General features: G+C 74.5%; 22 protein-coding genes. 9 read left to right on the forward strand and 13 right to left on the reverse strand.

The features are described from left to right. Window positions 1-2 precede the first annotated feature (2 nt). Window positions 3-695, forward strand: a complete 693-nt coding sequence (locus ABT118_RS07620; protein WP_350645692.1) for a class F sortase — start codon at window positions 3-5, stop codon at window positions 693-695. A 90-nt stretch (window positions 696-785) separates the two neighbouring features. Here ABT118_RS07620 and ABT118_RS07625 read toward each other — a convergent pair whose 3' ends face one another. Further along, on the reverse strand, window positions 786-989 hold the full coding sequence (locus ABT118_RS07625; RefSeq protein ID WP_350645694.1) for a cold-shock protein: 204 nt from the start codon (window positions 987-989) through the stop codon (window positions 786-788). Window positions 990-1,378: 389 nt separating this feature from the next. On the opposite strand from ABT118_RS07625, the gene ABT118_RS07630 reads away from it, so the two are divergent. After that, window positions 1,379-2,857 (forward strand): FAD-binding oxidoreductase, encoded by a 1,479-nt coding sequence (locus ABT118_RS07630; protein ID WP_350645696.1) that lies wholly within the window; start codon window positions 1,379-1,381, stop codon window positions 2,855-2,857. Window positions 2,858-2,882: 25 nt separating this feature from the next. Here the strand turns inward: ABT118_RS07630 and ABT118_RS07635 are convergent, their stop codons facing one another. From ABT118_RS07635 to ABT118_RS07655, 5 genes are all read right to left on the reverse strand, one after another. Further along, complete coding sequence (locus tag ABT118_RS07635) at window positions 2,883-3,674, reverse strand: YhjD/YihY/BrkB family envelope integrity protein (RefSeq protein WP_350645698.1); 792 nt, start codon at window positions 3,672-3,674, stop codon at window positions 2,883-2,885. Between the two features lie 81 nt (window positions 3,675-3,755). Next, entirely contained in the window at window positions 3,756-3,947 is a 192-nt protein-coding gene (locus ABT118_RS07640) for a hypothetical protein (protein WP_350645700.1), read from the reverse strand. 87 nt (window positions 3,948-4,034) lie between these two features. Next, window positions 4,035-4,619: an RNA 2',3'-cyclic phosphodiesterase gene (gene thpR, locus ABT118_RS07645; protein ID WP_350645701.1), complete on the reverse strand. Its 585-nt coding sequence runs from the start codon at window positions 4,617-4,619 to the stop codon at window positions 4,035-4,037. A 73-nt stretch (window positions 4,620-4,692) separates the two neighbouring features. Then, window positions 4,693-5,022 carry a branched-chain amino acid transporter permease gene (locus ABT118_RS07650; RefSeq protein ID WP_350645703.1) on the reverse strand — a complete coding sequence of 110 codons (330 nt, stop codon included), beginning with the start codon at window positions 5,020-5,022 and terminating at the stop codon, window positions 4,693-4,695. Further along, entirely contained in the window at window positions 5,015-5,758 is a 744-nt protein-coding gene (locus tag ABT118_RS07655) for an AzlC family ABC transporter permease (protein ID WP_350645704.1), read from the reverse strand. Before ABT118_RS07655 ends, ABT118_RS07650 begins: the two co-directional genes overlap by 8 nt. A gap of 62 nt (window positions 5,759-5,820) precedes the next feature. Between ABT118_RS07655 and ABT118_RS07660 the strand changes: the two genes are divergently transcribed. Then, complete coding sequence (locus tag ABT118_RS07660) at window positions 5,821-6,279, forward strand: Lrp/AsnC family transcriptional regulator (RefSeq protein ID WP_350645706.1); 459 nt, start codon at window positions 5,821-5,823, stop codon at window positions 6,277-6,279. A 24-nt stretch (window positions 6,280-6,303) separates the two neighbouring features. Here the strand turns inward: ABT118_RS07660 and ABT118_RS07665 are convergent, their stop codons facing one another. Further along, window positions 6,304-7,506 carry a saccharopine dehydrogenase family protein gene (locus ABT118_RS07665; protein ID WP_350645708.1) on the reverse strand — a complete coding sequence of 401 codons (1,203 nt, stop codon included), beginning with the start codon at window positions 7,504-7,506 and terminating at the stop codon, window positions 6,304-6,306. Between the two features lie 150 nt (window positions 7,507-7,656). Then, window positions 7,657-9,792: a family 20 glycosylhydrolase gene (locus ABT118_RS07670; protein WP_350645710.1), complete on the reverse strand. Its 2,136-nt coding sequence runs from the start codon at window positions 9,790-9,792 to the stop codon at window positions 7,657-7,659. A 541-nt stretch (window positions 9,793-10,333) separates the two neighbouring features. On the opposite strand from ABT118_RS07670, the gene ABT118_RS07675 reads away from it, so the two are divergent. Continuing rightward, complete coding sequence (locus ABT118_RS07675; protein WP_502884495.1) at window positions 10,334-11,482, forward strand: ABC transporter substrate-binding protein; 1,149 nt, start codon at window positions 10,334-10,336, stop codon at window positions 11,480-11,482. A gap of 20 nt (window positions 11,483-11,502) precedes the next feature. Here the strand turns inward: ABT118_RS07675 and ABT118_RS07680 are convergent, their stop codons facing one another. Beyond that, window positions 11,503-12,075 (reverse strand): YdeI/OmpD-associated family protein, encoded by a 573-nt coding sequence (locus tag ABT118_RS07680; RefSeq protein WP_350645712.1) that lies wholly within the window; start codon window positions 12,073-12,075, stop codon window positions 11,503-11,505. An 85-nt stretch (window positions 12,076-12,160) separates the two neighbouring features. Here ABT118_RS07680 and ABT118_RS07685 point away from each other — a divergent pair, with 85 nt between their 5' ends. The 3 genes from ABT118_RS07685 (at window position 12,161) to ABT118_RS07695 (ending at window position 14,664) form a co-directional block, all read left to right on the forward strand. Next, the gene (locus ABT118_RS07685) at window positions 12,161-13,042 is read left to right on the forward strand and encodes a DMT family protein (RefSeq protein WP_350645714.1); all 882 of its coding nucleotides are present in this window, start codon (window positions 12,161-12,163) and stop codon (window positions 13,040-13,042) included. An 84-nt stretch (window positions 13,043-13,126) separates the two neighbouring features. Then, window positions 13,127-13,936, forward strand: a complete 810-nt coding sequence (locus ABT118_RS07690; protein ID WP_350645716.1) for an SDR family NAD(P)-dependent oxidoreductase — start codon at window positions 13,127-13,129, stop codon at window positions 13,934-13,936. Continuing rightward, window positions 13,936-14,664 carry a polysaccharide deacetylase family protein gene (locus ABT118_RS07695; protein WP_350645718.1) on the forward strand — a complete coding sequence of 243 codons (729 nt, stop codon included), beginning with the start codon at window positions 13,936-13,938 and terminating at the stop codon, window positions 14,662-14,664. The genes ABT118_RS07690 and ABT118_RS07695 overlap by 1 nt, the downstream gene beginning before the upstream one ends. Before the next feature lie 188 nt (window positions 14,665-14,852). Here ABT118_RS07695 and ABT118_RS07700 read toward each other — a convergent pair whose 3' ends face one another. The 3 genes from ABT118_RS07700 to ABT118_RS07710 are packed head-to-tail and all read right to left on the reverse strand — an operon-like array spanning window position 14,853 to window position 18,057. Further along, entirely contained in the window at window positions 14,853-15,959 is a 1,107-nt protein-coding gene (locus tag ABT118_RS07700; protein WP_350645720.1) for a glycosyltransferase family protein, read from the reverse strand. Window positions 15,960-15,983: 24 nt separating this feature from the next. Next, window positions 15,984-16,922, reverse strand: a complete 939-nt coding sequence (locus ABT118_RS07705; protein WP_350645722.1) for an NAD-dependent epimerase/dehydratase family protein — start codon at window positions 16,920-16,922, stop codon at window positions 15,984-15,986. Between the two features lie 10 nt (window positions 16,923-16,932). Next, the gene (locus ABT118_RS07710; RefSeq protein ID WP_350645724.1) at window positions 16,933-18,057 is read right to left on the reverse strand and encodes a DegT/DnrJ/EryC1/StrS family aminotransferase; all 1,125 of its coding nucleotides are present in this window, start codon (window positions 18,055-18,057) and stop codon (window positions 16,933-16,935) included. Between the two features lie 253 nt (window positions 18,058-18,310). Here ABT118_RS07710 and ABT118_RS07715 point away from each other — a divergent pair, with 253 nt between their 5' ends. Continuing rightward, the gene (locus ABT118_RS07715; protein WP_350645726.1) at window positions 18,311-19,102 is read left to right on the forward strand and encodes a VOC family protein; all 792 of its coding nucleotides are present in this window, start codon (window positions 18,311-18,313) and stop codon (window positions 19,100-19,102) included. 48 nt (window positions 19,103-19,150) lie between these two features. Here ABT118_RS07715 and ABT118_RS07720 read toward each other — a convergent pair whose 3' ends face one another. Then, a complete protein-coding gene (locus ABT118_RS07720; protein ID WP_350645728.1) occupies window positions 19,151-19,933 on the reverse strand; it encodes a sporulation protein in 783 nt (260 codons plus the stop codon). Between the two features lie 214 nt (window positions 19,934-20,147). Between ABT118_RS07720 and ABT118_RS07725 the strand changes: the two genes are divergently transcribed. Further along, window positions 20,148-21,995 (forward strand): eCIS core domain-containing protein, encoded by a 1,848-nt coding sequence (locus tag ABT118_RS07725; RefSeq protein ID WP_350646297.1) that lies wholly within the window; start codon window positions 20,148-20,150, stop codon window positions 21,993-21,995. Window positions 21,996-22,058 lie beyond the last annotated feature (63 nt).

The raw sequence follows: 22,058 nt of genomic DNA on the forward strand, positions 1-22,058 counted from the left end.
CCGTGCCGGACCGCCGGGCACTGCTGCTCACTCCCCTGCCCGCGCTGCTGTCGGCGTTCCTGCTGATCGGGGCCGGCTGCGGAACTCCCCTCACCGGGGAGCGTCCGCGGCCGGCCCCGGCCGCCGTCTCACCGACCGTGGTCTCCCCGCCCGCGCCGGCACCGGCAGCCGCGCCGGATCCGATCCCACCCGCCCCCGGGCCCGCCGATCCGCCGCTGCCGGACCCCCTGCCGGACTCCCCGCCGGTCGGCGTCGACATCCCCGCCATCGGCGTGCACGCTCCGCTGGTACCCCTCGGCCTCGACCCCGCCGGGATGCCCCAGGCCCCGACGATGAAGCACCCCGAGCAGGCCGGCTGGCTCACCACCACCCCCGCCCCCGGGACCGCCGGGGCCGCCGTGCTGATCGGCCACCTCGACACCAGGACCGGGCCGGCCATCTTCCTGCTGCTGCAGCGCCTGCGCCCCGGCGACACGGTCTCCGTCCGGCGCGCCGACCGGCGCACCGCGCAGTTCACCGTGGACTCGGTCGAGGACTTCCCCCAGGCCGCCTTCCCCGCCGACCGGGTCTACCAGGACCCCGGCCACCCCGCCCTGCGGCTGGTCACCTGCGGCGGCCCCTTCGACCGCCGGAAACACACCTACCGCGACAACACCGTCGTCTTCGCCCACCTCACCGGCACTGCCACTGACTGAGACGGCGGGCGGGAACGCCCGAGGGGCCCGCCCCGCGTGTGAACGCGGAGCGGGCCCCTCACTGCACGGCTGGGCCGGCGCAGTCAGAAACTACAGCGGGCGAATGTTCTCGGCCTGCGGGCCCTTCGGGCCCTGGGTGACGTCGAACTCGACCTTCTGGCCCTCGAGCAGCTCGCGGAAGCCGTTGGCGTTGATGTTCGAGTAGTGGGCGAACACGTCAGGACCGCCGCCGTCCTGCTCGATGAAGCCGAAGCCCTTTTCCGCGTTGAACCACTTAACGGTGCCGTTAGCCATAAAAATTCTCCTTGGGGTGCGGGTCGACTCCGACCTGTGTGGAGCCGAGTCGCCGCGATGATGACCCACCCGGGAAGAACCGGGAAAAAACAGAAATGCGCCTGCGATCACAACAGCAGGCGCACACAGAGTTCCTGGGGACCACAACTGCAACTAACACGACTGTAGCAGGCGGAGTGACATTTCTGGAGAAACCCGCCAATTATTTGTGCAGACCGGGCAAATCGCCCAGATGTTCGTAGTCCTCCCATGCCGTTCCCCCGCGAGGCCGACATCACGGCGCGTCCTCCGCCCGGACCCGCAGCCCGGCCGGACCCCGGCGCGAGGATGACCGCGACAGGGGCCGCGCGACGGGCGCGGTCGAGCGGGCCGGCGGAAGTGGTGGGCGGATGAGGATCGACCGACGCAGGTTTCTGACCGTACTGGGGGCGGGCGGCGCAGCGGTCCTCGCCGGTGCCGGCACCGGCGCCGGACGTGCCGCGGCGGCCGGCGGCCCGCCGGACTGGCAGGCACTGCGGGAACGCCTGGCGGGCCGGCTGCTGCTGGCCGGGGACCCGGGGTACGGCGTGGAGCGGCTCGGCTACAACGAACTGAACGACGGTCAGTTCCCCACCGCGGTCGCCCGCTGCACCTCCCCGGCGGACGTCCAGGCCTGCCTGGAGGTGGCGCGCGGGCACGGCGTACCGATCGCGGCCCGCAGCGGCGGCCACAGCTACCTCGGGTACAGCGTGCCCGAGGGCGGGCTGGTGCTGGACCTGCGCGAACTGGCCCAGGTCCGGGTCGGGCCCGACGGCGCGGTCGAGGTCGGCGCCGGGGCCAGGCTGATCGAGGTCTATGCCGCACTGGCCCGGGCCGGGCGGCTGCTGCCCGCCGGTTCGTGCCCCAGCGTCGGCGTCGGCGGGCTGACCCTGGGCGGCGGCATCGGCGTGCTGACCCGTAAGTACGGGCTGACCTGCGACCGGCTGCTGTCCGCCCAGGTGGTCACCGCCGACTCGCGGGTCCTGACGGCCGCGCCGGATTCCGAGCCGGACCTGTACTGGGCACTGCGCGGCGGGGGCGGCGGCAACTTCGGCGTGGTCACCCGGTTCACCTTCAGCACCGAGCCCGCCCCGGACCTGACCGTGTTCTCGCTCCGCTTCCCCGCCGGTGCGGCCCCGGCGGTGATCGGCGCCTGGCAGGAGTGGATCGCCGACGCCCCCTTCGAGCTCTGGTCCAACTGCGTGGTCTCCGGCGGCACCCCGCCGACCGCCCGGGTGGGCGGCTGCTACGTCGGCCCGCCGAACGCGCTGGACCAGATGCTGGACCGGCTGGTCGCCGCCGCCGGGACCGGCCCGACCTCGCGGAGCGTCCAGCCCAAGTCCTACCTGGACGCGATGAAGTACATGGCGGGCTGCGCCAACGACACCGTCGCGCAGTGCCACCCGGTCTCCGAGGGCGGCCGCCTCCCCCGCTCCTCCTTCGTCGCCGCCTCCCGGGTGCTCGGCTCGGCCCTGGACGGGGGCGGCGTGGCCGACCTGATGGCCGGTCACAGCGGGATCGACCTGCTGCTGGACTCCCTGGGCGGCGAGGTGGCCCGACTGGCCCCGGACGCGACCGCGTTCCCGCACCGCTGCGCGCTCGCCAGCGCGCAGGTCTACGCCAGCACGACGCCGGCCGGCCGGGCCGGGGCGACCGCCGCCGTGAACGCGATCCGGGACGGTCTGGCGGCGCTGGGTGCGACGGGGGCGTACGTGAACTACATCGACGCCACCCTGCCCGACTGGGGTACCGCCTACTACGGCGACAACCTGGCCCGGCTGCAAGGGGTCTCCCGGCAGTACGACCCCGACCAGGTCTTCGCCTTCCCCCAGTCGGTGTCCCGAGCCTGAAGGGCGCGACACCCCGCCCGCCCGCTCACCGCTGGTGCTGCGGGTGCGGCGGGTGGGTGTCGAAGGCGCGGCCCGCCAGCGCGCCCGCGTACACCGTGTAGCCGACGCCGATCAGCCAGGACTGGACCACCAGGACGGTGCCGACCGGGCCGTAGGAGACCGCGTTGGAGACCACCAGCGGGGCGAAGACCAGCCGGGAGAACACCCGCAGCCCGGCCAGCGCGGCCACCGTGGCCAGCGCCCCGGGCAGCAGCCGGCGCCAGGCGACCCGGGAGCCGAGCAGCAGCCACTGGAGCCACCAGAACATCAGCGCCCCGCCGCCCAGCGTGGTCACCACCCGGACCGCCAGCTTGGCCGGCCCCTCCTGCCAGAGCACCCCGCTCCAGGCCGAGACCAGGACGTAGCCGATCAGCCCGGCGAGGGCGAGGGCCTGGCGCCACACCGCGTGCCAGGCACCCGGTCTGATCTCCCAGATCCGCTCGTAGGCGTTCTGCACGGCGGCCATCAGGCTGACCCCGAACACGGCCAGTACGGCCAGGCCGAAGGCGGTGGTGGTGCTCAGCACCTCCCGGCGGGAGGCGAACAGTTCGGTCACCGCGTCCGCCCCCGCCGAGGACAGCCCGAGGCCGTCGGTGACCCAGTCGGCGATGCCGCTGCCGCCGGTGGGCGAGGCCGCGGCGATCACCACCAGCAGCGGGACGAGGGTGACGAAGCAGAGCGCGGCGAAGGCCATCGACCGGTGCAGCAGCTCCACCTCCCGGCCCTGCCGCCACACCGCCGTGACCGCGACCTGAAGCCGCCGGGAGAGAGTGCTCACCGTGCCAGCCTATGCAGCACCGGGCCCCAGGACGGTGCAGCCACGGCCGTGCCGCGGTTCGGCCGCCGGACTGACACCGGGTCAGTCCGGCTGCGGGCCCTCCTCGACCGGCAGCAGGCCGAGCACCTCCAGCAGCAGCCGGCAGTCGTCCGGGCCGGTCGCGTACGAGGCGACCAGCAGCCGCACCTTGGCCCGGACGTCCGGACCAGGGGGCTCGGTGTCGGCCGGGAAGAGCTCTCCCAGCGTGGTCGGTTCACGGTTGGCGGCGGTCATGGCGGTGGCTCCTCCCCGGGAGGGTCCGAACGGTCGACTCCCCACCGTACTGCGACCGCTCTCCGCCCGGGTCGCGCCGACCCGGGATCAGGACCCGCCGCCGAACGTCCAGGCCTCGATGTCGCGGTAGCGGATCACCCCCGGGCCCCGGCCGATGTTGCTGCCCACCAGGTGGAGGCGTTCGGCCGCCCACGGCCGCCCGGCGAACCCGTCGAGGGAGGCGGCCACCCGCACCGCGCCGACCGGATCGTCCCGGCGGGCCCGCGCCAGCGTCAGGTGGGGGCGCAGCACCCGCTCCTGGAAGGCGACGCCGCAGGACCTGGCCAGGTCGCGGACGTCGGCGGCGAGCCGGTGCAGCCCGTCGAGGTCGCCCTCGATCCCGCTCCACAGCAGCCGCTCGTCGAAGTGGCCGCCGCCGCGCAGGCCCAGCCGCAGCGGCGGGCGGTCGGCCGCGAGTCCGGCCAGGGCCGGGCGCAGCAGCGGGACGGCCGCCACCGGCTGCTCGCCGAGGAAGGCCAGGGTGATGTGCCAGTCCTCGATCCGGTTCCAGCGCAGGCGCGGGTACGCCTCGTAGGCGGGCCGCAGGGCCCGCGCCAGCTCGTCCTTCGCCTCGTCCGGCGGGGCGAGCGCGACGAACACACGGACGGTCGGGGACTGCGGTTGATCGGTCACCAGGGATTTCTAACACCCCGTCGGGCCGGTCCCCGCACCGTGTCGGCCGTCGCGGGCCGGCCTGCGGACGCCCTCAGCCGGTGAAGACCGCGCTGGCGAGGGCCACGTGGACGGCGGTGCCGCCGAGGATGCTGAGCAGGGCGTTGCGGCGCCACAGGTGCAGGCCGACCGTGACGGCCAGGGCGGCGAGCGGGGCGACGGCGCGGGGCTGGGTCAGCGGGAGGTCCCGCAGGCAGTACACGAGCAGGATGACCATGACCCCGGCCGGCATCCGGGTGCTGAGGTAGCGCACCGTGCTGCTGGCCCGCAGCGGGGCCAGCACGGCGAACGGCAGGGCGCGCAGGGCCCAGGTGACGGCGGTGGAGACGGCGACCGCCGCGAGCAGGTAGCGGGTGTCAGGCATCGCGGGCCGCCCTCCGGGTGCTGAGGTGCCGGGCCAGCAGCGCGGCGGTGAACAGGACGAAGGCCACCGGCAGCATCTGGCCGGGGACCAGGACGCGGGCGGCCAGCGCGCTGAGCAGCGCGAGCACGGGGGTGGACAGGTCGCCGCGCTGCTCCCGCACCGCGTCCAGGGCCAGGACGGTGAACAGGGCGGTCAGGGCGAAGTCCAGGCCGGTGACGCCGGCGGGGATCAGCGCGCCGAGCAGCCCGCCGGCCGTCGCGGCGCCGACCCAGTACAGGTGCATGAACGACTGGAGCCACAGGATCCGGCCGCCGGGCCAGGAGCGGGCCTGCTGACCGGTCGTCAGGGCGTACGCCTCGTCGGTCAGGGCGAAGGTGCTGTACGTCCGGCCGAGGCGCCCGCGCACCCGGTGCAGCGGGAAGGAGAGCGCGTAGAAGACGTGCCGGATGTTGACCAGGAGGGCGGTCAGGGCGACCGTCCCCAGCGGTGCGACGGCTGCCACCAGGCCGACCAGCAGGAACTCGAACGACCCGGCGTAGACCAGCGCGGTGAACGCCGTCGCCCACCACCAGGCCAGGCCGGACTGGGTGACGAGCACCCCGAAGGCGAGGCCGAGCGGGACCAGCCCCAGGCCGACCGAGGCGGAGTCCCTGAACGCGGCCGAGGCGGCCGAGGCGGCGGTGGGGGCCGGGGCCGCAGGCGCCGGAGCGCCGACGGCGGACGGAAGTATGGGCATGCCGACACATTAGGCCAGATTCGGCCTCATATGGTTGCCGGTCATGCCTCTATGATCCGGCTGTGCGCAATGAACCTCATCTCGATCGCATCGACCGGGACATTCTGTTCCACCTGGCCCGGGACGGGCGGCTGACCAACGTCGAGCTGGCCAAGCGGGTCGGCCTGACCCCGCCGCCGTGCCTGCGCCGGGTGAAGCGGCTGGAGGAGGAGGGCGTCATCGGCGGGTACCGGGCCGTGATCGAGCCCGGGGCGCTCGGCCGCGGCCTGGAGGTGCTGGTCGACGTCGAGGTCAGCGCCACCGACCGGAAGAGCTTCGAGGAGTTCGAGGAGACCGTGGCCTCCTACGAGGAGGTGATCGAGTTCCGTCGCCTGTTCGGCCGCCCCGACTACTTCATCCGGGTCGCCGTGGCCGACCACGCCGCGTACGAGGCCTTCCTCACCCGCAAGCTCAGCGGCCTGCCCGGGGTGCTGCGGCTGGAGTCGCACCTGACCATGAAGACGATCAAGAGCAGCCCCTGACGGCCCGCACCCCGGCCGGCCGGCTCAGCCCGAGCGGCGCACCCGGCTGACCCGGAAGCGGATTCCGGCCGCGCCCAGCCGGTCGATCAGCGCGTCGCCCATCGCCACCGCCGGGGTGACCTGGCCCGAGGTCTTCGGCAGCTCGTCCAGGGCGAGGCAGAGGGACGCCTCCGCGAGCATCTTGGCGGTCTCGCCGTAGCCCGGGTCGCCGCCCGAGACCTCGGTGAACACCTGGCGGCCGCCGCCCGCGCCGACGAACCGGACCCGGAACCAGCTGCGGGCCCGCCGCTCCTCGTCCGGCCCGTCCCCCGGGGCGTAACGGCTGGTCAACCACGAACGTACGGCGGGCAGTTGAGCGGCCAGGACCAGCGCGCCCAGCCCGGCCGGTGCCGCCAGCGCCATCGGCAGCGTCTGCACCGACGCGTAGTGCCGGTAGCGGAAGTCGGGCCCGTACCGCTCCAGCGCGGCGGCCGAACGCCCCACCACCTGCGGGTCGATGGTCGGCAGCGGCAGCGCCCACGCCGCCGTCTCCCGGCTGAGGCGCGGCACTCCCAGCGGCGTCCGGACCGTCCGCCCGACCGGCGGGTGCTCGTGCCGCCGCCGCTCGCGGGCGGCGGCCAGGGTCTGGGACTGCCGCCCGATCGCGGCCAGCGCGGAGGCGAGCGTCCCGCCGGAGAACATCGCCTTGGTCCGGACGAAGCCGTCGACGGTCAACGGCACGCCCTCCGGCAGCTGTTGGACGGTGAAGTACGCACCGAGGTCGTGCGGCAGCGAGTCGAACCCGCACGAGTGGACGATCCGCGCGCCGGTCCGGGCGGCCAGCGCGCCGTAGCGCACGAACATCCGGTCGACGAACTCCGGCTCGCCGGTGAGGTCGGTGTAGTCCGTCCCCGCCGCCGCGCAGGCCGCGACCAGCTCCTCCCCGTACCAGGCGTACGGCCCCACCGTCGACGCCAGCACCCGAGTGGACTCCGCGAGCCCGCGCATCGCCGCCGGATCGGCCGCGTCCGCCGCCACCAGCGCGAGCCCGGCGGCCCGGTCGGGATACCGCACGGCCAACTGCTGCCGCAGCCGCTCCAGCTTCGCCCGGCTGCGCCCGGCCAGCGCCACCCGGCACCCCGGCGGCGCATGCGCCACCAGGTACTCGGCGGTGAGCCGTCCGACGAACCCCGTCGCACCGAAGAGCGTGACGTCGTAAAGCGGTTGGTCCTCCGGGCTGCGGTTCATGCGGTCCTCTCCCTGTCGGCGGCCGGGCGGGCGGGACACCGGCCGGTCGCTGTAGCACCGGCCGGTCCCTGCCTCACCCGGATTCTCCGCCACCTCCGCCCCGACGGGCCAGCCCGCCGATCCGGCGGCGGGTCGGGTGCCGGCGCACCGTCAGCCGACCACCCAGTGCTGCAGCGCGGAGCCGGAGTCGGCCTGTTGGGTCACCGGTGCGCCGTTGGCGGTGGAGCCGGTGGTCAGCAGCAGGCCGCTCCTGGCCGAGGCCAGCGTGTACCCGCCGCCGGTGAGCGCGGTGACCTGCCAGCGCTGGTTGGCGCCGCCGCTGCAGGTGTACTGGATCACGGCCGCCCCCGCGGACATCGAACCGCCGTTGACGTCCAGGCAGAGGCCGGAGGCCCCGTTGGTGAGGGTGTAACTGCCGTCGGCCTGCTGGGCGAAGGTCCACTTCTGGTTGCTGCCGCCGTGCAGGGCCCAGGTGTCCAGCTGGAGGCCGGTCGCCGTCGAACTCGCCGGATCGTCCAGCGCCTGGCCGCCCGTGGCCACGGTGTGCACCCCGTCGAGGCTGCCGGGCGTGCCGCTGCTGGGCCAGGAAATGCCGGGCGCGGCATAGAAGTTGATGCCCGCCGCCGTCCAGCGCGGCCCGTGGGTGGCGAGGCGCCGGCTGAAGGAGGCCCAGTCGTGGGTGGACTGCGGCGACCAGCCGATCTCGGCGATTGCCGGGAGCCGGGGGAAGCTCATGTGGTCGGTGTAGACCCAGGGTTCGGGGAACTGGCCGGTCGAGCTCGGCAGGCTGGTGCTGCCCGCGTAGGCGCGGTCCGCCCACAGCGCCGCCTCGACTCCGGCGATCCGGCCGGCCGGGACGACCGGCGAGGTCCCGTCGGTCGTCGCGGTGACGGTGGTCGGCTCCCAGTCGTACGCCTTCTGGACCGACACGTAGCCCTCCCAGGACAGACCGTAGGGAGTGGACGCGTCGTACTTCATGTCCAGGTAGGCGTGGTCGGACGGGGACATGATGAACTTCGCGCCCTGCGCGACCCCGGCCCGGACCTGCCGGATGCCGACGGTCTCCTGCGAACCGCCCACACTGGCGCGGTCCGCGGCGTCACCCCAGAACTGGAGCAGGCTGCCGGCCGGCAGCGTCCCCTGGCCGAGCTGGTGCCAGCCGATCAGCGTCTTGCCCTGCGCGCTGGTCGCCGAGGCCGCCGCCGACACGTACGCGGCGTACTGGGACGCCGTCGCCTGCGGGGTCTCGTCACCGCCGACGTGCACGTACGGGCCGGGGGTGAGGGCCGCCACCGCGCTGATCACGGTGCTGAGGAAGGAGCCGACGCCGGCGATGTGCTGCGCGTCGCCCAGGCAGTAGAGGCTGATGCCGACGTCGAAGCCGGAGTACGGGGCCTTCGCCTGGTTGTTGCAGTTCAGCCCGGCCACCGAGGCCAGCGCGGCGCTGGTGTGCCCGGGGCCGTCGATCTCCGGAACCACCGTCATGAAGCGGGACTTGGCGTACGCGACCAGGTCCTGGTAGTCGGCGGCGGTGTAGTACCAGGAGGTGCCCCCGGTGAAGCCGCTCTGCGTGCTCGCCCCCACCGTGGTCAGGCTCGGCAGCGCACCGATCGCGATCCGCCAGCCCTGATCGTCGGTCAGGTGCAGGTGCAGTGTGTTGATCTTGTAGGTCGCGGCCTCGTCGATGAACCGCTTGACCTGCGCGACCGGGTAGAACCGGCGCGCCACGTCGAGCATCGCGCCCCGGTAGGGATAGCGGGGCGCGTCGGAGATCTGCACCGGTGCGACCGTCCACGGCCCGGGCTTCACCGTGCTCGACTCCACTGCGGCGGGCAGGAGTTGACGCAGCGTCTGGACCCCGCGGAACAGGCCCTCCGCCCCGTGCGCCGTCACCGTGACACCGGTGCTGCCGGAGGCGAGGGTGTAGCCCTCCTGGCCGAGCGCGAGCGGGCCGTTGGGGTCGAGCACGATCGCCTGGCCCTGCGCCGTCGCGGTGCTCACCACCGGCAGGGTGTAGCCGGTCGCGGGCGCCAACAGCCCGGCCAGGTAGGCGCCGACGCCGACCGCGGCGGCGTCGGTGGACAGCACGTCCACCGGGGTCTGGGCGGACAGCGTGAAGCCGCTGCCCGCCACGGCGGTCTCCGACACCGGCTGGGGCACGACGGCGGGCAGCACCGCTGCGGCACCGGCGGGGCCGGCCGCCACCGTGCCCGACAGCAGCGGGACGGCCATCGCCATCGCACCGAACACGGCGAGACAGCGGTCTCGCCCACGAAGCAACCGCATCGATGACTCCTTCAAGTGAACGGGGCCGCAACGCCGTTGGGCATGGCGCGGCGCCCGGAACGGCCGGACACGGCTTGGAGGTGACGCACCTGCGAACTACGGGAGAATCCCGGTCGTGCGTGGAGGAGGCACGGGCGGGCCGGTCTGCGCCGGGCCCCGCCACTGCTTGATCGTGCATGCTAGTGGGCAGATTCGAGCACATGCAAGCATCGGGCCGATCGGGCCCGCCCGCCGAGGCCGCGCGAACATGTTCGTTTACGGGAGAGTGTGTCCGCTTTTCCGGCCGCCGTCCCGCTCTCCCGGTGCAGGACGGGCCTGCCGAGTACGCTGGAATCCGTAACGGTCACCCCCGGGAGATTGTTCGGCGATCCGCCCCCTCGCGGCCCCCCTGCCGCGATGTTCAGGACTGCACGCGGCGCCGGCACCGAAGCCGAGCTGACGAACCGCCCGGCATCCCGGCCACCGAAGCCCGGCTGCCGCGCTGGTTCCGACAGCAGCCCTCCGTGGCCCCTCTCCCGTCCTTGTTCCGGGAGGCGTCGTCGTGACCACACGTCAGCGGGGCCGCACCCTCGCCCTCGCCACCTGTCTCGGCCTGGTGGCGCTCGGCCTCGGCGGCTGCGGCGGAAGCGGGACCGGACCACCGGTGCCCGCGGCCCAGGCCGCCTCCGCCCGGGAAGCGGGCGGGTTGGCCGCGCTGATCCGGCTGGCCCAAGCCGAGGGGCAGCTCAACACGACCACGCTGCTCCCGCACTGGGCGAACTACGGCGGTCTGATGGACGGGTTCGCCAAGAAGTACGGGATCAAGGTCGTCAACGACAACCCGGAGGGCTCCAGCCAGCAGGAGATCGACGACGTCAAGCGCTACCGGGGCCTGCCCCAGGCACCCGACGTGCTGGATCTCGGCGACTCCTTCGCCCAGTCCGCCGCGCAGCAGGGCCTGCTGGCCCCGTACCGGACGGCCGGCTACGACCGGATCGCGTCGGCCCAGAAGGACCGTCAGGCCCGCTGGTACAACAGCTACGGCGGCTACATCTCGATCGGCTGCGACCACAGCCGGGTCCCGGACTGCCCCGTCTCCTACGCCGACCTGCTCGAACCGCAGTACAAGGGCATGGTCGCGCTCACCGGCGAGCCCACCACCGCCGGTTCGGCCTTCGCCGCCGTCTACGCGGCGGCCCTCGCCAACGGCGGGTCGTTCGACGACATCGGGCCGGGCATCGACTTCTTCCGCCGGCTCGACCGGGTCGGCAACTTCAACCGCACCAACTCCACCCTCGACGCGATCGCCGACGGCCGGACGCCGATCAACATCGAGTGGGACTACCTCAACCTCCGCCACGCCGACGACCTCAGGACCACGACCGCCGACTGGAAGGTGTCCATCCCGTTCGACGGCAGCTTCTCCCAGTACTACGCCCAGGCCGTCAACAAGGACGCCCCGCACCCGGCCGCGGCCCGGCTCTGGGAGGAGTACCTCGCCGGTCCGGAGGGCCAGAACCTGCGCCTGGTCGACTACGCCCGGCCGGTGCTGATGGACGTGATGGCCGCGAACGGCACCCTCGACACGGCCCTCGCCGCCCGGCTGCCGACCGTCGAGGGCGTCCCCGACTTCCCGACCGAGGCCCAGCAGGCCAAGGCGCTCCGACTGGTCCGCAGCACCTGGTCCACCGTCACCCCCGGCCCGCAGTGACCGCCGTCAGTCCCCCGCCGTCAGTCCCCCGCCCCGGCCAGCCGACCGACGGCCCGGGTCAGGCGGGCCTGCCGGGTCTCCGGGGTGAGGGCCTGGAGCAGCGGCAGGATGACCTGGTAGCGGGCCGTCTGGCCGAGCGCCTCGAACGCGGCCGCGGCGGCGGGCTCCGCCGCGAGGGCGGCCGTGAAGTCGGGCGGGACGGTCGCGTTCTGCTGGGAGGCGTACGCCGCCGCCCAACGGCCGTCCCGCTGGGCCCGGCGGACCTCGGCCAGGCCGGGCTCGCGCATCCGGCCGGCGGCGGTCAGCTCGGCCACCTTGTCCACGTTCACCTGCGACCACAGGCTGCGGGCCCGGCGCGGGACGTACCGCTGCAGATAGCACTGCGCGTCGAGGGAGCGCCGCTGGCCGGAGATCCACCCGTAGCAGAGCCCGATGTCGACCAGCTCCTGGTCGGTGACGGTGGGGATGCCGGAGTCCTTCTTCGCCACCCTCACCCACACCCCCGCCGCCCGGCCGTGGTGCTCGGCCAGCCAGCTCTCGAACGCCGCGCCGTCGGCGAACGCGATGATCTCCACACCGTCCCGTTGCTCCATACCGTCAGGCTAGTGCCGTACCAGGGGCCCGGGTGGCACCGCGCGGCGGCTGCGGGCGGACGCGGGCGGTCCGACACTGGTGGTGATGTTCCTCGGACTCACCACCGCTCTGGTCGCGACCGTCTGCTTCGGGTTCGCGTCCGTCTTCCAGGCGCGCGGGGCCCGTGCGGTGCCGCGCGAGGCGCGGCTGCGCGCCGGGCTGGTGGCGCGGCTGGTGCGGTCCTGGCCGTTCGTGCTGGGCACGGTGCTGGACGTGGCCGGCTTCGCGCTGAGCATCATCGCCCTGCGCAGCCTGCCGCTGTTCCTGGTCCAGGCGGTCACCAACGCGAGCCTGGCGGTGACGGCGGGGGCCGCCGTCCGGCTGCTCGGCGTCCGGCTCCGGCCGCGCGACCTGGCGGGGATCGCCGCCGTGGTGGCCGGTCTGATCCTGCTGGCGGCCGCCTCCGGGGCCGAGGGCCGCGACTCCGCCGGCCCGTTGTTCCACTTCGCGCTGCTCGCGGCGACGCTGGCCATGCTGCTGCTCACCGCCGTGCTGAGCCGCTGGGACGGCGACTGGGCGGCGGCCGGCCTCGGCCTGCTCGCCGGGGTCGGCTTCGGCGTCACCAGCCTGGCCGTGCGGGTGCTGGACCTGTCCGGCCCGGCCGACCTGCTCACCGACCCGGCCGGGTACGCGCTGGCGCTCGGCGGGGTCGGCGGCTACCTCGCCTACGCCCTCGCCCTCCAGCGCGGCTCGGTCACCGCCGCCACCGCGGCCTCCACCGTCTCGGAGACCTTCGCGCCCGGCCTGGTCGGGGTGCTGGTGCTGGGCGACCAGGCCAGGCCCGGCCTCGGCTGGCTCGCGGTGGCCGGGTTCCTGGTGGCCGTCGGCGGTACGTTCGCGCTCTCCCGGTTCGGCGAGGTCGCGCCCCTCGACGGCGCTCCGGTCCCGGCCGCAGCGGCCCGGAGCACCGCCACCCGGTCCCCCTGAGCGGAGCGGATGATCCGGTGGGACCGTGGAGATCCGAGGTATTCCGGCCCGTACGACCGCCGCACCCGGTGGACAGGTGACCCCATGGTTGACGTCCCGCTCTCCCCGCCCTCGCCGACACCTGCGGCCGCCTTCCCCGTCTCCGCCGGCCGCTCGCCGGTCGCCCTGGTGACCGGGGCCTCCTCCGGCATCGGGGCCGCGACGGCCGCCCGGCTGGCGGAGGAGGGCTGGTTCCCGCTGCTCTCCGGGTCGGACCCGGGCCGCCTGGACGCCGTCGCGGCCGGCGCCGGGGGCCGGGCCCTGGTGGAGGACCTGGCCGCGCCGGGCGGCCCGCAGGAACTGGCGAACCGCGCGCTCGCGGTGGCCGGGCGGGTGGACCTGCTGGTCGCCAACGCGGGCATCGGCTGGCGCGGACCGTTCGCCCGGATGCCGCTGGACGTGCTGGACCGCATGGTCGAGGTCAACCTCACCGCCCCGCTGCGGCTCTGCCGCCTGCTGCTGCCGGGCATGCTGGAGCGCGGGCGCGGCCGGATCGTCCTGGTCGGCTCGATCGCGGGCGCGGTCGGGGTCCGGGACGAGGCCGCCTACGCGGCCACCAAGGCGGCGCTGACCATGTTCGCGGAGAGCCTGCGGTACGAGATCCGGGGCAGCGGCGTGGGCGTCCGGGTGGTGCTGCCCGGGCCGGTCGACACGGCGTTCTTCAGCCGGCGGGGTACCCCGTACCAGCGCCGGCACCCCCGGCCGATCCCGCCGGAGCGGGTCGCCGACACGATCCTGCGGGCCATCGGCAGCCCCCGCGACGACTTCTTCGTCCCGGGCTGGCTCGGGTTCCCCGCCCGGGTGCACGGGACGGCGCCGCAGCTGTTCCGACGGCTGAGCTCCCGGTTCGGCTGATGGACGCGCGGCGGACGGCCCTGCTGGCCGGGGCCGCCACGGTGGCGGTCGAGGCCGCCCACCTGGCCCCGGCGGCCGCCCGGCTGGCGCCGGTGGGACGGCGGCTCCGCCCCGGACTGGCCGGCCACGGCGCCCCCGGCCACGTGGCGCTCACCTTCGACGACGGGCCCGACCCGGCCAGTACCCCCCGCTTCCTCGACGGCCTGGAGGCGCTCGGCGTCCGAGCCACCTTCTTCCTCCTCGGCGACATGCTCGAACGCGCCCCCGCCCTCGGCCGCGAACTCACCGACCGGGGCCACGAGGTCGCCGTGCACGGCTGGCACCACCGGCGGCAGTGGCGGCCCTCCCCCCGACGGGACGCGCGCGAACTCCGCCGCACCGTCGAGGCCGTCACCGCCGCGTGCGGCGTACGCCCGACCTGGTACCGCCCCCCGTACGGCGTGCTCACGGCCGGACTCCTCGCCGCCGCCCGCGGGGCGGAGCTGCGGCCGGTGCTCTGGACCGCCTGGGGCCGGGACTGGACCGACCGGGCCACCGCCGCCTCGGTGTACCGGACCCTGCTGCCCGACCTGCGGGGCGGCGCCACCGTGCTGCTGCACGACTCCGACTGCACCTCCGCGCCGGGGGCCTGGCGGTCGGCACTGGGCGCGCTGCCGCAGCTGGCCGAGCGCTGCGCGCAGCTCGGGCTGACGCTCGGGCCGCTGCGCGACCACGGCCTGACGGTGTGACAGGCCCTACTGCCCGGCCCGCGCACCGTCGGCCAGACCGACCCGCGCGAGCGCCTCGGCGAACCCCTCCCGCCAGCCGTCCGGCGAGGCTCCCACGGAGGGCACGGGCGCGGGACGCTCCAGTGCGGCCAAGGCCCTGCGGGCAGCTCGGGCCGCTGCGCGACCACGGCCTGACGGTGTGACAGGCCCTACTGCCCGGCCCGCGCACCGTCGGCGAGACCGACCCGGGCGAGCGCCTCGGCAAACCCCTCCCGCCAGGCCCCCGGCAAGGCTCCCGCGGAGGGTGCGGGTGCGGGGCGCTCCAGTGCGGCCAGGGCGTTGCGGACCACCTCGTCGGGGCGGGCGGAGGTGACGTCGGCGTGGCCGAGTTCCAGCTCGTGCTGGAGGTTGTCGCGGCCGTGGCCCTGCACCACGTCCAGCAGCAGCAGGCGGCGGCCGAGCGCCCTGGCTTCGCTGCAGGTGTCGCCGGAGCTGGTGACGACCAGGTCGGCGGCGGCCATCAGCTCGGGGATCCGGTCGGTGTGGCCGAAGGCGTGCACCCGGGGCTGCCGGGCCGCGACGGCCCTGAGCCGGCGCTCCAGGGCCCGGTTGTGCCCGGCCACGGCAAGGACGTGCGGCCGGGCGGCCGCCAGCTGCTCCGCCGTCCGGGCGATCGGCCCCAGACCCCAGGACCCGGACATCAGCAGCACGCACGCCGCCTCCGCCGGGATCCCGAGCCCAGCCCTGGCCCCGGCCCGATCGGGCGGCCGGTAGAAGCCGGACCGCAGCGGCGCGGCCACCACCGCGATCTCGGCCTCCGGGCGGTAGCGGCGGACCGCGCAGGCCGCCACCTCGGAGGTGACCAGGAACAGGTCGGTGCCCTGCTGCACCCAGAGCCGATGGGGCGTCACATCCGTGCACAGCACCAGGTGGACCGGCCCCGGCAGGCTGTCGCCCAGCTCGTTCACCGCCGCCGTGGCGGTCGCGAAGACCGAGACCACCAGGTCGGCGGGCTGCTCCGCGAGCAGCTCCCGCAGCTGCGGGACCAGCCGGGCCCGCGCCGCCGACTCGGCCAGCAGCGCGATCCGGGCGCCGGGGCGCAGCGCGGCGAAGTGGAAGGCGTCGTACACGCCGGGCAGGTCGAGCAGGCGGCGGAACAGGCGCTCGCCGACGGCCGAGCCGGCCCGGCCGAGCAGCGCCATCGCGTCGACGGTGCGGGTGGTCCAGCCGCGTTCGTGCAGCGAGTCGGCGCAGGCCTGGGCCATCACGTCGTGGCCCTGGCCGAGTGATCCGGAGATGAGCAGAGCGTGCGGCACGGCGGCCTCCCGGCAGCGGGTGGGTCAGCCCCGGGAGTCCCGGGAGTCCTGGGCGAGGTGCCAGTCGACGTAGCGGCGGACGCCTTCGTCGAACGGCGTGGTCGGGGACCAGCCCAGCAGCCGCTCGGCCTTGGCGTTGGAGATCCGCCGGGAGCTGTAGTCCGCGTCGCGGGCCGGGACGTGCTCGATGGTGACCGGGCCGAGCAGGCGGTCGACCGTGTCGGCGATCTCCCGCACGGACACGGCGGTGGCGCCCTCCAGCGCGAAGGTCTGGTCCTGCGCGGCGGCGGACAGGGCCCGGACGTGGGCGTCCGCCAGGTCCCCGACGTAGACGAAGTTGCGGGTCTGCCCGCCGCTCCCGGCGATGGTGATGGGCCGCCCGGCCAGCGCCTCCTGCACGAACCGCGCCACCACCAGCTCGTCCCGCATCCGGGGCCCGTACGGGATGCCGTAGCGCAGCACGGTGAAGTGCTGCCCGTACAGGTCGCGGTAGCTGTGGGCCACCAGCTCGGCGGCGAGCTTGCTGGCGACGTACAGGTGGCCGCTCCGGCCGAGGTCGAACGGGACGTCCTCGTCCAGCCCGGGGCCGGGCTGCTCCCCGTCGCCGGCCGCCGCGCCGTACACCCAGACGGTGCTGGCGAGCACGGTGCGGCCGAGCCCGGCCCGGCGGGCGGCCTCCAGCACGCTGGTGGTGCCCTCGACGTTGAGCCGGACGGCGCGCACCGGGTCGTCCCTGACCTGCTCGACGTCGGCCATCGCGGCCAGGTGGAAGACCACCTCGCTGCCTTCCAGGGCCGTGGTCAGGCCGGCCGGGTCCAGGATGTCGACCCGGGCGTACTCCGCCGACGGGTGCAGGCGGCGGCTCACCGAGTCCACCACGACCACCTCGTGACCGGCCGTCAGCAGGCGTTCGACGACGTGCGAGCCGATGAATCCGCAGCCGCCGGTGACCGCAACGCGCATGACCGCTCCCTCACCCTGCCAGCTCGGAGTGGACGGTCGAGACGGCGGCGATCACCTGGTCGACCTCGTCGTCGGTCATGTCCGAGTGGACCGGTAGGCAGACGTGCCGGGCGCACACGTCCTCGGCGACCGGCAGCGGGCCGTGCACCAGGTCGGCGAAGACGGGCTGCCGGTGCAGCGGCAGTTCGTAGACCTCGCCGGCCAGCCGGACGTCGAACCGCTCGCGCACCTCGCGCTTGAAGCCGTCCCGGTCGGTGCCGCGCGGGAGCAGCACGACGTACTTGTAGAAGTTGCTCCGGCCGCCGGGCGGTTCGACCAGGGGGTCGAGCCCGGGGAGCGGTGCGAGTGCGGCGGTGTAGCGCTCGGCCACCGAGCGGCGCAGCTCGACGAACTCCTTCAGCCGCCGCAGGTGGACCTCGCCGACCGCCGCGTTGACCTCGCTGAGCCGCCAGGAGGCGCCGTGGCGGACGTGGTGGTTGGTGCCGAACGCGCCCTTGCCCTGGTCGCGGAGGATCCGGGCCTCGTCGCGCAGCTCGGCCGACTCGGTCAGAATCATCCCGCCCTCGCCGCTGGTGACCACCTTGGTCGGGTAGAACGAGAACGCCCCGGCCAGGCCGAAGGATCCGGCCGGGCGGCCCAGGTAGCTGCAGCCGTGCGCGTGCGCCGCGTCCTCGATCAGCGCGATGCCGCGCGCGTCGCAGAGCTGCCGCAGCTCGTCCACCGCAGGCGTGATCAGGCCGCCGATGTGCACCAGGACGACGGCGGCGGTGTCCGGTGAGAGGACCGCCTCGACGCTCTCGGCGGTCAGCGCGAAGGTCGACGCCTCGATGTCGGCGAGGACGGGCTTCGCTCCCGCGTGCACCGCGGCGGCGGCGGTCGCGTAGAAGGTGTTCGCCGGAACGACGACCTCGCGCCCCGCCACGCCCACGCAGCGCAGCGCGATCTCCAGGGCTGCGGTGCCACTGGCGACCGCCACCGCGTGCGAGGCCTCGTGGGCGGCGGCGAACCCGGCCTCGAACCGCTCGGTGCGGGGCCCCAGGGTGAGCTCCCCGGTAGACAGGATCTCCGTCACCGCCGCCGCGACCGTCGAGCGGTCGCTCTCGCTGAACACCACTCGGGCCGGGGGAACGGCCATACGGTACCTCCAGCAACCAGGACCGACCGGTACGAATCCGCTCGATCAGCGCGACTCAGGCTACGGCCGCCTGACGGTCTTTCCGGGGAGCACCGCGCCGGGTCACCCGTCTGCCGCACCGGTCGGGTGACCCGCAGCCGGGCGCGACCTGTTCGGCTGCCCGTGGGTGGACGGTCCCTGGACGGAGCGGCAGTGTGGCTTGCAGTCCGACCCCACCCCTGCACCCTGCACCCCGCATCCCTGGAGGAGTCCCATGCTCGGCACCGACTTCAGCACCGGCTCGCCCACCTGGCTCGACCTCGGCAGTCCCGACACCGGGGCGGCGGCCGCGTTCTACGGGGCGGTGTTCGGCTGGAGCTTCGAGTCCGCCGGGCCCGAGACGGGCGGCTACGGGTTCTTCCAGCTGGACGGGAAGACCGTCGGCGCGCTCGGGGCGCTCACCGAGGAGGGGGCGAGCTCGGCCTGGATGGTGCACTTCAGGACCGAGGACATCGACGCCACGGTGGCCGCCGTGACGGCGGGCGGGGGTGCCGTCCGGATGGAGCCGACGGACGTCATGGGCGAGGGCCGGCTGGCGCAGGCCACCGACCCGCAGGGCGCCGAGTTCGCGCTCTGGCAGCCCGCCCGGACCGCAGGTCTGGAGCTGGCCTCCGCCCCGAACTCGCTGCTCTGGGCGGAGCTGCACGTACCCGACCCGGTCGGCGCGATCGCGTTCTACCAGGGCCTGTTCGGCTGGCGCAGCCAGGACATGGACGTGCCCGGCATGACGTACCGGGTGCTGAGCGTCCGGGACGGCGACCTGGAGGACGCGTCCTTCGGCGGGGTCGCCCCGCTGGGCGACGGTGCGGGCGGCGGCGCCGGGAAGCCGCGCTGGGTGCCGTACTTCCACTCGGTCGACGTCGATGCAACGGTGGCGGCGGCGCAGTCGAACGGCGGGACGGTGCTGATGCCGGCGGCGGACGTGCCGGAGGTGGGCCGGATCTCCTGGCTCGCGGACCCGTTCGGGGCCGTGTTCGCGCTGCTGAAGCCCGAACCGAGGAAGTGACCCGCTCCGGCGGTCCGCCCCCGGCGCAGCTCGCGCCGGGGGCGCCGGTCAGACCCAGCCGCGTCGGCCACCCACCGAGTGCAGCCACTGGTGCAGGTAGCCGGCCCAGTCGGTGGTGGCCACGTCGGCGTGCGCCACGGTGAAGGAGCGGAAGGTGTCGGAGCCCTCGGTGAACAGGCCGCCGCGCTTGTCCATCTCCAGCACCACGTCCACGGCCTGGTGGTCGGCGACGAACGACAGCTCGACCTGGTTCAGCCCGGGGTACTGCGGCGCGGCGTAGAACTCGATCTCCTGGTAGAACGGCAGCCGCTGGCGGGTGTTGCGGATCTGGCCACGCTCCAGGTCCGCGCTCTTGAACCGGAAGCCGAGGCGGCCGAACGCGTCCAGCACGGCCTGCTGCACCGGCAGCGGGTGCACCGCGATCGGGTCGAGGTCGCCCGCGTCCACCGCGCGGTCGATCGCCAGCTCGGTGTTGACCCCGAGCACCATGCCGCGCAGCTGCTGCCCGCCGACCGCCGTCACGGGGGTCTCGAACGGGACCTGGAAGCTGAACGGGACCACGTGCAGCGCGCCCTCCTTCAGCTCGAACTCACCGCCCAGGCGGTTCTGTTGGAACCGGATGTCCTGGTGGCGCTCGCTGTCGCCGCCCTCCACCTCGACCCGGGCCTGGAGGCTGAGCGTCAGCCCCTCGATCCGCTGGTCGACCTTGCCACCCTGGATCCGGACCTCACCGTGCAGGGTGCCGCCGGGCAGCACGTTCGGCTCGGCCAGGACCGTCTCCACCGAGGCGCCCCCGGCACCGAGCCCGGCCAGCATGCGCTTGAAACCCATCACAGTTCCTCTCGTCGGGGCAGCGGTGCCCGTACGGATCTGCCCCGAGTCTCCCATCCCGCCCGGACGGCCGGTGCGTGGCGGTGGCCGGAAATCACCGCCCGCCGTGGCCGGTCCCGAGGAAGCGGGCCACCGGTGCGGACCGGACGCGTACCCTCGCGGGCAGACGGGGGCCGGATCGAGCAGGGGGGCTGCTATGGGGACCAGTCGTGCCATGACGGCGGGGGTACGCCGTGGGTTCGAGGAGCTGTTCGGGGTGGGATTCGCCGAAGTGCGGGTCCACCAGGGGGGATTGAGGGCGGCAGGACCGGTCGCCTGCGCGCACGGTGCGGACCTCGCGTTCGCGCCGGGGGCGTACGACCCGACCACGGCGGCCGGGCGCGAGGTCATCGGCCACGAGCTGGCCCACGTGCTGCAGCAGCGGTACGGACGGGTCCGCCCGGCCGGGCAGGACCCGGTGGCGGACGCGGAGTTGGAGGCCGAGGCGGTCCGGGCCGGCCGCCGGATCGCCCGGGGGCTCGCGGTCCGCATCCACGGCGCGCCCCGCCGGGCGGGTGCTCGTGCGTACGCGCCGGCGGTGACGCAGTTCTACACCGTGCACGCGGCCGGGCTCGGCGCGCCGTTCGTGGTGGTGGGCGGCGGGGCGCACAACGCGCCGGTGAACCCGCAGGACTCGTTCATCGGCCAGGTCAAGGCCGGCGGCGGCGCCTCGTTCATGACCGCCGGGGCGGCCCCGGTGGTCCGGCTGGCGTCGACCAACCCGGCCGGGGTGACCCTGCGGGTGTCCGCGAACAACCGGATCGCGATCGAGGACTGCGACCTGAGCGGCCGTCAGCCCAAGTGCTTCTACGCCACCCAGGCCGTGGTGACCGCGAGCAACCAGCGGCTGACGCTGATCGGGTCCAACTACCGCCTGGTCGCCGACCCGGTCGGCCCGACCCAGCGGCGGATCACCATCGGCGGCAACACCCTGCTCCGGGTCCTGCCGCAGAACGTCGCCGTCGGCACCACCGGGCTCGGCACCACCGGGCCGCAGCAGTGCAACCTGATGATCGAGCACGTCATCGGCCAGACCGCGCCCGGCCCGCGGTTCGAGAACGACCCGCACGTGCCCCCGGCCCACCTGATCGAGTACAACGTCGCCCGGGCGCTGCTCCCGCTGCCGCACCCGCCGGCCATCGACGTGAGCTCGCCGATCAACGCCGCCAACACCGGCCGGGTGATCGCCGCGGCCTACGGCGCCGCCGCGCACGCCGCCGGGGCCGTGTTCACCGGTCAGCTCCAGCACTACGGGCTGAACCAGTACGCCGCGCCCGGCGTCGGCGAAGGCTTCCTGACCAGCGGCCTGACCGACATCGTCGCGGGCGTCGCGCTGGTCCAGGGCGGCTATCCGACCCACACCGACCACTACCGTCCGGTCGGCGCGGTCAATCCCGTCCTGCTGGCGAACCGGAGCTGGGGCGACCACTGGGCGGGTGTGGTCGCCGCCGACGGCACCGACGTCATCACGCTGGAGAACTACGCGCGCAACGCCGAGGACGGCGTGGCCGGCCACGACTCCCGGTACTACTTCCAGCTCTACCAGACCGACCCGGCCGCCGCCGGGGACACCTGGCACACCGCCTGGACCACCACGCCGATGGCCGCCATCCCCGCCCCGGTCCCGGCCGTCGCCCCGCCCCATCTCGCCCCCACCCACCAGCCGGTCACCCCCGGCGTCCGCAGCTTCGCCAACCCGATCACCCTGCGCGTCGCCCGCCCCGAGACCCGGTGGAACGCGATCGCCGACACCCTGTACGCGGCGGTGGCCCTGAACACCATCAAGGACGACCACAACCTGGTCGGCCCCGCCCCGGACGCCCACACCGAGCTGATCAACGTCCTCAAGGGCCTCCGCTACGCCAACGTCCGCCTGGCCGCCAACAACCACGGCGACCCCGCCCGCACCGCCGCCTGGCTGCTCGCCCTGCACACCGCGGTCGCCAACCCCAACCGCCACGAAGGCAACGTCCAGGCCCTGCTGCACACCCACGGCCGGATGATGGCCCTGCACACCCTCTGACCCACCACCCCGCCCGCCCCGGGGCGCCGTGCTGACAGACTCTCAGCACAGCGCCCCGGGGCG

This window comes from Kitasatospora sp. NPDC002040 (assembly GCF_040296785.1).
Taxonomy (GTDB): domain Bacteria; phylum Actinomycetota; class Actinomycetes; order Streptomycetales; family Streptomycetaceae; genus Kitasatospora.